Annotated in this window: 11 protein-coding genes; 3 read left to right on the plus strand and 8 right to left on the minus strand. The window is 60.4% G+C overall.

Annotated features, from left to right (window positions below; all coding sequences use genetic code 11):
- Positions 1-9 precede the first annotated feature (9 nt).
- The 3 genes from J4D99_RS15670 to mltG form a co-directional block, all read right to left on the minus strand.
- A complete protein-coding gene (locus J4D99_RS15670; RefSeq protein WP_208132677.1) occupies positions 10-969 on the minus strand; it encodes a YihY/virulence factor BrkB family protein in 960 nt (319 codons plus the stop codon).
- A gap of 98 nt (positions 970-1,067) precedes the next feature.
- Complete coding sequence (locus J4D99_RS15675; RefSeq protein ID WP_208132678.1) at positions 1,068-1,556, minus strand: acyl-CoA thioesterase; 489 nt, start codon at positions 1,554-1,556, stop codon at positions 1,068-1,070.
- A 101-nt stretch (positions 1,557-1,657) separates the two neighbouring features.
- A complete protein-coding gene (gene mltG, locus J4D99_RS15680) occupies positions 1,658-2,746 on the minus strand; it encodes an endolytic transglycosylase MltG (protein ID WP_208132679.1) in 1,089 nt (362 codons plus the stop codon).
- Positions 2,747-2,946: 200 nt separating this feature from the next.
- Here mltG and J4D99_RS15685 point away from each other — a divergent pair, with 200 nt between their 5' ends.
- Positions 2,947-3,579 (plus strand): L-threonylcarbamoyladenylate synthase, encoded by a 633-nt coding sequence (locus J4D99_RS15685; protein WP_208132680.1) that lies wholly within the window; start codon positions 2,947-2,949, stop codon positions 3,577-3,579.
- Positions 3,580-3,711: 132 nt separating this feature from the next.
- On the opposite strand, the gene J4D99_RS15690 is transcribed toward J4D99_RS15685, so the two are convergent.
- Complete coding sequence (locus tag J4D99_RS15690; RefSeq protein ID WP_236018688.1) at positions 3,712-4,632, minus strand: lysophospholipid acyltransferase family protein; 921 nt, start codon at positions 4,630-4,632, stop codon at positions 3,712-3,714.
- Positions 4,629-5,504 carry a hypothetical protein gene (locus J4D99_RS15695; RefSeq protein ID WP_208132681.1) on the minus strand — a complete coding sequence of 292 codons (876 nt, stop codon included), beginning with the start codon at positions 5,502-5,504 and terminating at the stop codon, positions 4,629-4,631. Before J4D99_RS15695 ends, J4D99_RS15690 begins: the two co-directional genes overlap by 4 nt.
- Before the next feature lie 66 nt (positions 5,505-5,570).
- Between J4D99_RS15695 and J4D99_RS15700 the strand changes: the two genes are divergently transcribed.
- A complete protein-coding gene (locus tag J4D99_RS15700; protein ID WP_208132717.1) occupies positions 5,571-6,200 on the plus strand; it encodes a WbqC family protein in 630 nt (209 codons plus the stop codon).
- A gap of 154 nt (positions 6,201-6,354) precedes the next feature.
- The gene (locus J4D99_RS15705; protein ID WP_208132682.1) at positions 6,355-8,982 is read left to right on the plus strand and encodes an ATP-dependent Clp protease ATP-binding subunit; all 2,628 of its coding nucleotides are present in this window, start codon (positions 6,355-6,357) and stop codon (positions 8,980-8,982) included.
- A gap of 60 nt (positions 8,983-9,042) precedes the next feature.
- Here the strand turns inward: J4D99_RS15705 and J4D99_RS15710 are convergent, their stop codons facing one another.
- The 3 genes from J4D99_RS15710 to J4D99_RS15720 all read right to left on the minus strand — a co-directional run bounded on the left by J4D99_RS15710 (position 9,043) and on the right by J4D99_RS15720 (position 13,530).
- Entirely contained in the window at positions 9,043-9,189 is a 147-nt protein-coding gene (locus tag J4D99_RS15710; protein ID WP_208132683.1) for a hypothetical protein, read from the minus strand.
- Between the two features lie 287 nt (positions 9,190-9,476).
- On the minus strand, positions 9,477-11,993 hold the full coding sequence (locus J4D99_RS15715) for a TonB-dependent receptor (RefSeq protein ID WP_208132684.1): 2,517 nt from the start codon (positions 11,991-11,993) through the stop codon (positions 9,477-9,479).
- A gap of 244 nt (positions 11,994-12,237) precedes the next feature.
- Positions 12,238-13,530: a helix-turn-helix domain-containing protein gene (locus tag J4D99_RS15720; RefSeq protein WP_236018689.1), complete on the minus strand. Its 1,293-nt coding sequence runs from the start codon at positions 13,528-13,530 to the stop codon at positions 12,238-12,240.
- Positions 13,531-13,551 lie beyond the last annotated feature (21 nt).

A 13,551-nucleotide genomic window follows, 5' to 3' on the forward strand; every position in this document is an offset into this window, starting at 1 on the left:
CTCATTTTTTCAGGCCTCCTTGGGCAATGCTTCCAGGCGGCCGGTTACGGCGTCGATACTCACGTTGACCTCAAAGCCGATGATGAGCGTCATGCACACAAATTCGAGCCACACCATGAAGCCCACCAGCGCCCCGATAGAGCCATAGAAGTGGTTGTAGGAATTAAAAATGCGGACGTAGAGCGTGAACAGAAACGACACCAAAAAGATAAGCAGCGTGGCCACTAGGGCCCCGGTTGAGATGAAAGGCCACTTGTCGTGCACCGGCGGCACGAAGTAGTAGATGACGCAGGTGGTGGTGAGAAAAAGCCCGATGAGCGAGCCGTAGCGCAGCACCAGAATCATAAACTCAGTGGAGCTTTCGGGCACGATTTCGTAGAACACCAGCGCGTCGATGATGAACGTGCCGAAGAAGATGCCCGCAATGGCAATAACCAGAATAAGGGCTAGCGCGAAGGTGAGACCAGTAGCTATTACGCGCTTATGGAAATAGCCCCGGTGCTTAAACCACGGATATTTTTTCTCAAAGGCATCGAGCAGGGCCATGATGCCATTGCTGCTGAGCACCAGGGCCGACACAAATCCGAACGAGAGCAGCCCGCCGTGCGGAATACGCACAATGTCTTCGATGGTGCCCGCCGTGGCTGAATACAGCTCGTGGGGCATGATATCGGCCAAAAATTGCAGAATGTCCACATCCAGGTTGGGCACCGGGATGTAAGGGATGAGCGTGAACAGGAAAATGATAGTCGGAAACAGGGCCAGCGTGAGGTTGAAGGCCATGTACGCAGCACGCTTTTCGAGCGAGTCGAGACGTAGCTCGTGCATCACCCGGTCGCCCACATCATACACCGAGATGCGGCCTCCGCGCATACGCTGCCGCTTGCCCCACGCCATGAGCGTACGGTAGGCGCGGTGGCGGCGCACATCGGGCAGCATGGCACGGCGGCGGGCGGGAGGAGCGTGCATAAAACAGTAGCGCGGATGTTGTAATCCGCGACGCAGATGGGAGTGCGAGCGAGGCTGACTCTCGCAAATAACACCAAACGCGGATTACAACGTCCGCGCTACTTGCCAAACGCGGCTGGAGCGGGTGCGTCGCCCGGGGTGGCGCGGCCGGGGCCTAGCGGCAGGTCAGCTTCATTTTCCGAAAAGTACGGGGCTAGCTTTTGGCGCACGCTGTCGGGGATGGGCACCGGGCGGCCGGTAGCAGTGCTTACGAAAACCATTAGGGTATAGCCCTCAGTCAGTAGCTCGTTGGCCTCGTTGCGAATTTCATACTCGAATTTTACCCGTGAGCCCTCGGCCAGCTCACGCAGCATGACGCGGATAGTGAGCAGGTCGTCGTAGCGGGCCGGGCGGCGAAAGCGGGTGTGCAGCTCCCCTACCGGCATGCCTACCCCCTGCCCTTCCAGGTCTTTATAGCGAATGCCTAACTCGCGAAAAGACTCGGTGCGGGCCACTTCAAAATACGCCGCGTAATTGCCGTGATAGACGTAGCCCATCTGGTCGGTTTCGGCATAGCGCACGCGAATTTGAATGTCGGACTGGTACATAACTTAAGCTGTTGACTAGTAGCTGCTAGCTTTTGTAAATAACGTAGTGCCTATTGCCAGAAAGCTAACCGCTAGCAGCTGCTAGCCAACAGCTTAAAAAGCTATCGAATGCCGGCCCGCGTGAGCGCAGCCTGGTAGCGGTGGGCATTGACGAGGTGCTGGGCCTGAGTGGCGGCGAAAGCATGGTAGCCGCTGAAATCGTCCTTAGCGCAGAAATAGAGGTAATCGTTCTGCTCGGGGTGCAACACCGCATTGATGCTGGCAATACTGGGCAGGTCGATGGGGCCGGGGGGTAGGCCAGCATATTTATAGGTGTTGTAGGGCGAGTCTTTCTGCAAGTGCACATTGAGCACGCGCTTGATGCCGAAGTCGCCGTTGGCGTACACCACGGTCGGGTCGGCCTGCAGCTTCATGCCGCGCTTGAGGCGGTTGAGGTACACGCCGGCAATGCGGGGGCGCTCATCGGGGTGCTGCTGCTGCTCGGCTTCCACGATGCTGGCCAGGGTGCTCACCTGCACGCGGGTGAGGCCCAACTTTTCGCGGGCGGCATCGCGCTCGGGCGTCCAGAACTTCTCGTACTCGGTTTTCATGCGCTGCATGAGGTTCTGGGCCGAGGTGTTCCAATACAGCTCGTAGGTGTTCGGGATGAACATCGAGAGCACCGTGGTGGTGTCGAAGCCCAGGCTCCTGGTGTAGCTAGGGCTGCTTAGCAGCGAGTCTATCTGCTTGGGCTTGGCATCGATTTGCTTGCTGAGCTTGGCAGCCAGCTCGCGGCGCAGGCGCACATTGGTGAAGGTGAGGCGCAACGGCGTTTGGCGGCCCGACTTCAGCAGGTTGATTACTTGGCGGTTGGTCATGCCGGTTTTAAGCTCGTAGCGGCCTGGCTTCACGGCGCCGGGCTTGTTGTAGCCCATCAGCTTGCCCACAAAGTGCAGCGAAAGCTTATCGATAATGGCGCCGGTGTTTTCAGTGGCCACCAGCGCCTTCTGCCAGTCGTCGCCCTTGTGGATGTACACGAACGTCGGTAAATCCTTGGTATCGACGTTGGTAGTGTAGAAAATCTGGAAGAAATAATACGAGAAGCACACCAGGATGAGGCCCAGAATCACGCTCACGGCGGCGAAGCGGTTGCGGCGCTTGATGGAGTCGGCCCGGTACTCGATGGCGGACTTTTTGACAGGTTCAGACATGAAGCAGAGAATAAAGCCCTCAAAATTAACCCTCGCCAAGCCTACTAGCGCCGACGCCCCAAACAAGTGGCGGCGCTTTTGCTTATATCCGTCTTTCAGGCGCTGGCTAGTCCGCCAAAACCTCCGGCCGTAGTACCTTTCGCGCCAAAACAGGCCGCCTGTGCCGGCCCGCACTATTTTATTATACCTTTTTCTGCCCTATGGCCGCTACCCTGCTCCGCATCCATCCCGATAATCCGCCCCAAAATCGTATTCTACAAGTAGTGGAAGTGCTCCGTAAAGGTGGGCTTATTATTTACCCTACCGATACGGTGTATGGCATTGGCTGCGATATCAACAACGCAAAGGCCGTTGAAAAGCTTTGCCGCATCAAAGGCCTGAAGCCCGAAAAAGCTAATCTCAGCTTTATCTGCCACGATTTGTCGCACATCAGCGACTACGCGCACGGCATTACCACACCCGTATTTAAGGTGATTAAAAAGGCCTTGCCTGGTCCTTTTACGTTCATTTTTGAGGCCAGCCCCAATGCCCCGCGCTACGGTGGCGTGAAGCGCAGCACGGTGGGCATTCGGGTGCCCGACAACCAGATTGTGCGGCAGATTGTGAAAGAGTTCGGCACACCCATCGTGAGCACGTCGGTGCGCGAAAGCGAGGAGACGCTGGAGGAATACGTAACCGACCCCGACCTGATTTTTGAAAAATATCGCTCGCTGGTAGACCTCGTTATCGATGGTGGCTTCGGCGGCAACGAGCCGAGCACCATCGTCGACTGCACCAACGACGACTTCGAGCTGGTGCGCCAGGGCCTGGGCGACATCGAGCAGTTTTTGTAAGCACTAAAGTCAGTCCTTGCAAGCGCAACGCCGTGAAGTGCGGCAATCTTTCTTTTTGTTAGGATTGTACCCCTAGCGTGAAGGAAGTATTGCCGCGCTTCACGGCGTTGCGCTTGCAAGGACTGACTATACTTACTGATTCTCCGGCCGCTTGTGCTTCCAGCGGCGGTGCGTCCAAAGGTATTGCTCGGGTGTGGCCCGGATATCAGCTTCCAGCTGCCGGATAAATGCTTCCGTGGCCGGAAAGCGCTGGGCGTCGTCGGGCGAATTGGCCCCGGCGGCCACCGCCCGGCCATCGGGCAGCTCGGTGAATTTCACCTCGTAGTAGCCGCGCCGCACCCGCCGGATGCCCACGTAGAGTACCGCGCAGTCGAGCTGCTGGGCCAGCCGGTCGGCGCTGGTGTAGAAGCCGGCTTCCTGGTGCAAAAACTCAGTCCAGTATGGGCGGTCGTCTTTGCCGGCGGCCTGGTCGGTAAGCAGGCTGAGGGTGCGGCCTTCGCCCCGGTGCTGCACGAGGTAGCGCAGCGTGGCCAGCATGGGCACCGCATCGGCCCCTAGCCGGGTGCGCAGGCGCCGCATAAAATATTCGAAGAAGTTGTTGGTGAGCGGTTTATATACACCCGCTGCCCGGCCCGGAAACTCCAGGGCCGCGCCCGAGAGTATCCACTCCCAGTTGCCGCGGTGCGACCCTAGCGAGAGCACCGTGCGGTTTTCGGCAAAGTGCCGGGTCATCAGCTCGGGGTTCACGAAGCGCATCCGGCGCCGCAGCTCGGCGGGTGAGATGGCCGCCAGCTTTAGAATCTCGACTACCACTTGCGCAAAGTGCCAGTAGAACTGGTGGCCGATACGCTCGACTTCAGCCGCGCTTTTCTCCGGAAACGAGTTGCGTAAGTTTTCGAGCACCACGCCCCAGCGGTAGCGCACCACGTAGCGCAGTAGCAGGTAAATGACGCCCGCTAGCCCATGCAATATGGCCAGCGGCAGGTGGGCCAGCGCCAGCAGCAGCCAGGTAAGCAGGCGGTAGGACCACGGCGCGGCCGGGCGGGCGCTCATCGGGGCACGGCGGCCCCGGCCGGGGCATATTCGGTGAGGCTGCGCTGGCCGCCCTGGCTTTGGGTAGCCAGCACCTTTTTAGTGGCCGCATCGCGGGCTTCGATGGTAAGGGTGAAGTGCCCGGCCGGCAGGGGGCCTAGTGGCAGCTGGCCCACAATGGGCGTAGGCCGCCCGCCCTGCGTGGTCACGAGCGGCGCGTCGGCATCGGCGGCGGTGCCGTCTTCGGCCGAGAGGTGATAGTGCAGGCGCACCGAGCGGCCGGCCGGCACAGCATTCAGCTCGGTGTAGAAGTACAGATTCTCAGTGCCCCGGCCGTAGAAGCCGCCTGCGGCACGCGTCAGCAAATAGCCGCCGCGGTTGAAAACGCTTTCGGCGCCAGCCTTGGCGGCGGGCTTAGCCAGAAACACGAGGTCGCTGAAGGTCGGTGCGGTAGGCGCGGCTATCACTAGGGATTGCTCCACAGTGGTTTCACCGTTGGCCGACTTATACTGGTCGCGAATACGGCCGCGCAGCGTGTAGGTGCCGTCGGGCACGGTCACGCGCTTCAAGAAGCTGAGCGGGTTCTTAATAGCGATAGTCGTGTCGCTGAGCACGGGTGGCTTCAGCGTCACGGTTTCGTGCCAGGCTGAGGTGCCATCCGCTTTCAAAATATCTAAATCGACCACCGCCGACGACTGAAACGACTTGGGCGCCCGCTGCCGGTAGGTGAGCGGCTGGGTAGGTACCACCACGGAAATTTCGACCTCGCCACCCTTCTGCACCTGGTCGAGGTTGCGAAACTTAGCCACCTGCAAAATGAGCTGTGGCGGGCCGGCCTGGGCACTGAGCGTAGCCGCCAGGGTCAGCGAGAGGGAGATAGGAAGGACGCGCATAAGAGCAAAAATAAGGACTAGGCCTACGCCAAGGCCATTACCGTGCCGGGCCGCTACCTTGCGGCCATGTCCGTTGTCTTATCCGAGTTGCATTACCTGCCCTCGATTCCGTATTTCCAACAATTGCTAGGGGCCGAAAAGCTGCTGCTCGACGCCCACGAGCACTACCACAAGCAGACGTATCGCAACCGGGCGCTCATCCTCACGGCGCAGGGGCCACAACCACTTACGGTGCCCGTGGTGGATGGCGCCCGCTCGGAGAAGATTCGCACCAGCGAGATTGAGATTGACTACCGCCAGAACTGGAGGCACCGGCATTTTCGCACCTTGCAAACCGCCTACGGGGCCTCGCCGTATTTTGGGTATTACGCCGATTATTTGCAGGATATTTATGCCCAGAAGCCGGCGCGGCTTTGGGAATTAAATCTGGCCTGCTTGCACTTGCTGCTGCGCTGCCTGCGCTGGCCCTTGCCGCTCGATTTCACAACCGAATACCTGGCCCCGGCCAGCTCGCTAGCCCCTCCCCTGCTCGACCGGCGCGACTACCTGACACCCAAAAGCACCCTAGCCAAGGCCGAACCTGACAGTCCGTCGCAACGGCCCTACCCGCAGGTTTTTGGTACCGCATTTGTACCGGGTCTTAGCGTGCTGGATTTGTTGTTTATGCGAGGTCCGGCGGCCGGACAGTTTTTATAGGACAGGCGCTTAGCCAAAAATAATTTGTCCGAACCTTCGTCCGCAGGCGCTTGTTTTTCCAGTAATCCGCTTTCTTTTACGTATTGGTGTAGCGCAACTATTCAGGCCGGTTTCGGTACAGCTACTATCTGCGTCTTATTTCTATCTTGCTTGCATGGAAGCTAAATTTTCAAACCGCGTCAAGGAGGTTATTTCCTTGAGCCGGGAGGAGGCCATCCGGCTCGGCCACGACTACATCGGCACCGAGCACCTGCTGCTGGGCATGATTCGCGAGGGCGAAGGCACGGCCCTCGGCCTGCTCAAGAAGCTCGGCGTGGCCACCGATGAGCTGAAGTTTGCCCTCGAGCAAGCCACGCGCAACACGGCCTCCACCCAGGGCACCAGCATTACCGGCTCGATTCCGCTGACCAAGCAGACCGAGAAGGTACTGAAAATCACCTACCTCGAAGCCAAGATTTTCAAATCGGAAATCATTGGCACCGAACACCTGCTCCTCTCGATTTTGCGCGATGAGGACAACATTTCTTCTCAAATCCTTTCCAAATTCAACGTGAACTACGAAACCGTGCGCGACTCGCTCGACTACCACGGCGCCGCTCCGAACACCACGCCCAAGGCGGGTCCGGAGGCTGACGACGATGATGACCGCCTCTTTGGCCAAGGCCAGGGCGGAGGGGCCGGCCGCGGCCAGCAAGGTGGCCAGGGCGGTGCCGCTGGCACCCGCAAGGCCGGCGAAAAATCGCGCACCCCGGTGCTCGATAACTTCGGCCGCGACCTCACCAAGCTAGCGGAAGAAGACAAGCTCGACCCCATCGTGGGCCGCGAAAAAGAGATTGAGCGTGTGGCCCAGGTACTGAGCCGCCGCAAAAAGAACAACCCAATTCTTATCGGTGAGCCGGGCGTTGGTAAAACGGCCATCGCCGAGGGCCTGGCCCTGCGCATTATCCAGAAGAAGGTAAGCCGCGTGCTGTTCAACAAGCGCGTAGTGACCCTCGACCTGGCGTCGCTGGTAGCGGGCACCAAGTATCGCGGTCAGTTCGAAGAGCGCATGAAAGCCGTGATGAACGAGCTGGAAAAGTCGCCCGACGTTATCCTGTTTATTGACGAGCTGCACACGATTGTGGGCGCTGGCGGAGCTAGCGGCTCGCTCGATGCCTCGAACATGTTTAAGCCGGCCCTGGCCCGTGGCGAAATCCAATGCATCGGCGCTACCACGCTGGACGAGTATCGCCAGTACATCGAAAAAGATGGCGCGCTAGCCCGTCGTTTCCAGATGGTAATGGTGGACCCCACCACGCCCGAGGAAACTATCGAGATTCTGCACAACATCAAAGACAAGTATCAGGACCACCACCACGTGGTGTATACCGATAAGGCCATTGAGCAGTGCGTGAAGCTGAGCGACCGCTACATGAGCGACCGCTTCCTGCCGGACAAAGCCATTGACATCCTTGATGAAGCTGGTGCCCGCGTGCACATCAATAACATCGTGGTGCCCGAGGATATCCTGAAGCTCGAGGAGCAGATTGAGACCATCAAGGGCGAGAAAAACCGCGTGGTGAAATCGCAGAAGTACGAGGAAGCCGCCAAGCTCCGCGACACGGAAAAGAAGCTGCTTGAGCAACTCGACTCGGCCAAGAAGAGCTGGGAAGATGAGACCAAGAAGAAGCGCTACACGGTGAAAGAGGAAAACGTGGCCGAGGTAATCGCCATGATGACCGGCATCCCCGTGAACCGCGTGGCCCAGAACGAAGGCGAGAAATTGCTGAACATGGGCAACGAGCTGAAAGGCAAGGTAATCGGCCAGGATAAGGCCATTGCTCAGCTCGTGAAAGCTATCCAACGCACCCGCGTGGGCTTGAAAGACCCGAAGAAGCCGATTGGCTCGTTCGTGTTCCTCGGCCCGACCGGTGTGGGTAAGACGGAGCTGGCCAAGGTGCTGGCTACCTACCTCTTCGACAAGGAAGATGCACTGGTGCGCGTGGATATGTCGGAGTACATGGAGAAATTCAGCGTATCGCGCCTGGTGGGCGCGCCTCCCGGCTACGTGGGCTACGAAGAGGGCGGCCAACTGACGGAGAAAATCCGCCGCAAGCCGTACTCGGTTATCCTGCTCGACGAGATTGAGAAGGCGCACCCCGATGTGTACAACCTGCTGCTCCAAGTGCTCGACGACGGTATCCTGACCGACGGCTTGGGCCGCAAGGTGGACTTCCGCAACACCATCATCATCATGACCTCGAATATCGGGGCACGTGATTTGGCTGACTTCGGCGCTGGCATCGGCTTCGGCACCAAGGCGCGCACCGAGAATATGGACGAGATTACGAAGGGCACTATCACCAACGCCCTGCGCAAGACCTTCTCGCCCGAGTTCCTCAACCGCTTGGACGACGTGATTGTCTTCAACTCGCTCGAGAAGAAGGACATCCACAAGATTATCGATATCAGCCTCAGCAAGCTGCTGGCCCGCGTGCTCACGCTCGGCTACAAAGTGGAGCTGACGGAGAAAGCCAAGGACTTCGTGGCCGACAAAGGCTACGACCCCAAGTACGGGGCACGTCCGCTGAACCGGGCCATCCAGAAGTACATCGAAGACCCGATTGCCGAGGAAATCCTGAAAGCTCAGCTGCTGCACGGCGACATCATCACGGCCGACCACGAAGATGGCAAGGATGAGTTGACGTTCAGCATTGCCAAGAGCGACGAGGCGCCCAACCTGGCCAGCGACGAGCGGCCAGCCGAGGCCCCCTCGGAGCCCGAAAGCGGCGAGACGAAGTAATCGAATAGCTTGCAAAAAGGCCGGTCCCGCAGTGCGGGGCCGGCCTTTTTTGTTTGGGATTTATGGCTGGGGCCTAGCTGCTTCGATGGGGCGAACTACAACGCGCCGGTTGCGCGGGCGCTCGGCGGGCATGTTGTTGTCGGCTACGGGTTGCGTGTCCCCTAGCCCCATCATAGCGGCTGGCAGTGCGCGGAGCTTACGGCGCAAAGAAACTCGCAGCCCCGGATTTAGCGCCGAGTGGCCGTGCTCAAAGGCACGGCTACGCCCGGTAAAGCGCAAGCCCAAACTATGTACTGACGCCCAGCCGAACGGAGGCCTTGCGGCCGGCTGCCCGGTTTCGGAGGCTGCCGGGCGTCCGGTACGCAAACGGCCGGCCCCGCTCTGCGGAACCGGCCGTTTGTGCTTTCATAGCTCTAGGGACACTTCATTTCCCTTTCTCAGGTTGTAGAGTCTTGTACCTGCGTTATTCGTTGCATAGTACCCGTAAAGTTGGGCTAGCCCCCTTGCTTGCTGCCGCCGCCCTTGGTGTCATCGTTCTGGATAGCCTTACGCTGCTTGCTCGGCCCGCCCTGCCCGAAGCGGTAGCTGAAGTTGACCCGGAAGCCGCGCTGGTAAGACCGGTACTCACTATGCTCGGTGAAGAACTGCGTGGTAGTAGTGCTGCGGTAGGGCCAGTATGAGTTGAATGGGCTAGCGAAGTTGAGCGTGAGGTCGGCCTTGTCTTTGAGCAAGGTTTTCTTCACGCCTAGCTGATAGTAGAGGTTGGCCGGGTCAGTGCCCTGGATGCTAGGCGTAGGGGTGCTAGCGAAGGCAAAGCCCTGTACCGTAAAGCCTTTATCGAGCTTGTACGAAGTATTGACGTTGATGCCCGCCATAAAGCCGCGGCGCTCGATGCCTAGCGCTGGCGAGTTGCGCACGATGTACTGCACATCGGGGCCGGCGCTCAGGTCCCACTTGGGCGTGGGCTTGGCCGAGAAGTACACGTTGAACTGATAAAACGTATTAGCAGCTACGTTGGCGTAAGTCTGGGCCGTCACGCTCGGGTCGGGCACCACGCTGCCGGGCAGTGGCACGGGCGGGTTGGGGTTGGTGGTAAGGTAGCGGATAGACTCGATGGCGTTGCCGGTGTGGCGTACCGAGAGCGCGGCGTTGAGCGTCGTCGTTTTGAGCGTGGTGCTGTAAGCCAGTTCATACGAATCAGTCAGCTCGGGGCTTAGCACGGGGTTGCCAAAATTGACATTCTTGGCGTCGGAGCGGTCTATAAACGGGTTGAGGTAGTCGATGAATGGCCGCGTGATGCGCCGGCTGTAGGCAAAGCGCAGGCTGGTGGCATCGCTGAAGGCGTAGCGCGCGCTGCCATTGGGCAGCAGCGACAGGTAGGTAGGCAAGGCTACTTCGGCGCTGCCCGGCCCAAAGCGCGCCGTAATGGCCGTGCGTTCGAGGCGGGTGCCGAGGCTGGTACTCAGCTTCTTGCCCACGCTGAACGAGTAGGTGGCATACGCCGCCTGCACATCCTGGGCATAGTTGAAATCGGTGATACGGCGGCGCGAAGGACTAAACTCCTGGCTCAGCGCCGGGAACAGGGTATCGACGCTAGCCACCGAGCCGGTGCGGCGGAAGATGGCCTTCAGGCCCATTTCCAGCGTGCGCTTGTCGCCAAAGGGCTGGGTAAAATCGGTTTGGAGCGTCACTTCATGCCCGGGCGTGCGGCCCCGGCTGTGCTCGCGGTAGCTGGCCTGGCTTTGCTCCAGGGCCGTGAGCGAGTTGTTGTACTGGTCGAAGTCGTAGCCAAACGTGCCATTGTTGAGCGCGTACTGCCCTAGCACGCTCCATTCCTTGCGGGCCGTGGCAAAGGTGCGGGTGTAGGTGCCGGTGCCTTCCACATTCAGCCCGCTAAACAGGTTTTTGGTGGCGCGGGTAAAGAGCTGGTTGGCCGCCGGGTTTACGTTGGTGTAGCGGTTGAGCAGGTCCTGGGTCGAGTTGCCGCCGTAGCCACTTACGGAGCCGGCCAGCGAAATGCTGTGGTGCTCAGCAGGGTCATAGTCGAGGCCCACCGTGCCATAGTACCAGCCACCGAGGTTGTGATTGGTCGAGCTCTGGCGCAGCGTGTCGGGCACGGCGCCGGCAAAGCCAATGCGCTCGCGGCTCGACTGGCCGGGGTTGTACCAGGCCCCCGCGCTGGCCGATGAGGTGAAGCCAATCTTGCCCTTCTTAAAATTCAGGGCCGAGTTGAAGTTGGTATTGCGGTTGCCGCTGGCTAGGCCCACCCGGCCGTTCACCCCTTGGTCAACGCCCTTCTTCAGCACAATGTTGATGATGCCAGCCGTGCCCTCGCCATCGTACTTGGCCGAGGGCGTGGTGATGATTTCCACGCTCTTAATCTGCTCGGCCGGAATGCTTTTAAGCGCCTCAGCCAGGTTGCGCGCCAGGGTCGGCGAAGGCTTGTTGTTGACCAGCACCTTGAAGTTGGCCGAGCCACGCATCTTCACGTTGCCGTCGCCATCTACGGCCAGCAGCGGGGCTTTGCGCAGCACATCCTGGGCGGTGCCCCCGGCATTGCTCACGTCCTGGTCGGCGTTGTACACGAGGCGGTCAGGCTTTACTTCCACCACCGGCTTTTGGCCGATAATTACCGCCTCGCCCAGTGCTTGCGCGGCGGCGGGCATCAGCAAACTGCCCACCGCCGTGGGACCGGCGCCTACCGTTACGGTGCGGGTGCGGGTGCCGTAGCCCACGTAGCTGGCCCGCAGCCGGAAGGTGCCCGCGGCCAGCTTGGTCATGGCGAAGTGCCCCTTGTCGTCGGCCGCCACACCGGTGATGGGCTTGTCGCCGGTGGGCGGCAGCAGCACCACGGTGGCGTAGGCCACCGGCTGGCGGCTCACCGAGTCGAGCACCGTGCCAGTAAGCGAGCCAGTGCTCGTCGGAGCCGCCGCCGGCGCTTGGGCGGCAGCGGGGCGGGGCCGGCCGGCCAGCAGGAGCAGGCCTAGTAACCAGAACGTAGTCGTTTTCATAGATGATGAAGGAGAGTTGCTTGGGCGATGGATGCACTGGGCCAGCAAGTGGTTGCTTCCAACCCTGAAGATTTTCTGAAGCAATACCCAGACTATCGAATAGGGCCACCAAACGTTACATCGCAGGCAGGGGCGGCGCATTACCATTTTATGAAGCATGGCTGGGGCGGTTGAAATGACTGAGGCAAAGGTCCCCTAGCCCCACAGGCGGGGCGCTCCAGGTCACTATCTGAGCCGTCCCAACTTATGATTTGGGCCGCGCCACTTCGCTGGGCGCTTGGCCCAGCAGCTTCTTGAACACGCGGTTAAACGTTGATTTCGAGTTAAATCCACTATCCAGCGCCACGCCTACCAGCGAGTAGTGCGCAAAGTGGGGGTCGGCCAGCTTGCGGCTAGCCTCGTGCACCCGGTAGGTGTTCACGAAGTCATTGAAATTTTGCCCGCAGCCCGCATTGATGACTTTCGAGAGCAGGTTGGGCGTGGTGCGCAGGCGCTGGGCCAGCTCGGCCAGGGTCAGTTCAGGCTCCAGCCAAGGCCGCTCGGTGGCCATAAGCGCGAGCAGCTTATCGCGCCACGGCAGCAGCTCGGGGGCCAGGCCGGGCGCGCTGGCCTCGGCCGGGGGCAGGCTGGCTGGGAACCCTAGCGGGGCTAGCCCACCGGCTGCCAATGGAGCCGACGCGGCCGGCTCGTTAGGGGTTGCGAGGGTCGTTTCCTCGGGTAGTTCGGCAGGTGCCGCATCGGGCTCGAAGCGCAGCGGGCTGCTGGCTGCCGCGTAGTTGGCTTGCAGGCCCACCGCGATGAGGGCGTAAATAAGCAAGCCGCGCAGGGCGAAGTAATTCCAGGCCTCGGTGTAGCCGAAGTGGAACACCACGTCCAGAATTTCAAACAGCAAACTCAGGCCCAGGCTCAGGCCCTGCAACAGCAGCAGCTGCCGAAACCCGGCGAAACGCAGGCGCTCGGGGTCCGAGAAGTTGTCGTCGAGGTAGCGCGAGTAGCGGCGGTACTCGGCCAGTACCCACCAGCCGTAGAGCGGCAGCAGCCCATACAGGACCACGGCCACTGGCTGGCTCAGGCCATCGAGCCACTCGGCGGCGGGCCCTTTGGTGCCGAAGTGGTAAGGCAGCACCCGCCCGCGCAGGCCGCGCCACCACCCCAGGTCGTAGAGCGCCGCCAGGCCAAACAGGGCTACCTTGAGCAGGCCCGGCGCCAGGTGCGCCCAGGCGCGGCGCCCCAGTCGAAACTCCTGGTTGGTGAGGCTGCGGAAATACAGCAGGTAGGCCGGCCCCAGCAGCAGGTTGAGCTGCCAGGGAATGTAGAACATCAGCGTGGAGTAGCCATCGTGGCTGTCGTACCACCCCGCAAAGCCTAGCATCCATTGCGCAATAGTGAGTGTGGGCAGCACTAGCAACAGGGCCAGCAGCGCATCGGGCCAGGTGCCGCGCCGCAGCGCCCGGCTCAGCAGCCACAGCGTGGCGGCCAGGCCCGGCACCACAAACGGCAACAGCAACGCGCTACGCGGCCCAAACTCAAAATGCATGATGCAAAAGTACGGGGTCGC

Source organism: Hymenobacter sp. BT559, assembly GCF_017571525.1.
GTDB classification, from domain to species: domain Bacteria; phylum Bacteroidota; class Bacteroidia; order Cytophagales; family Hymenobacteraceae; genus Hymenobacter; species Hymenobacter ginsengisoli.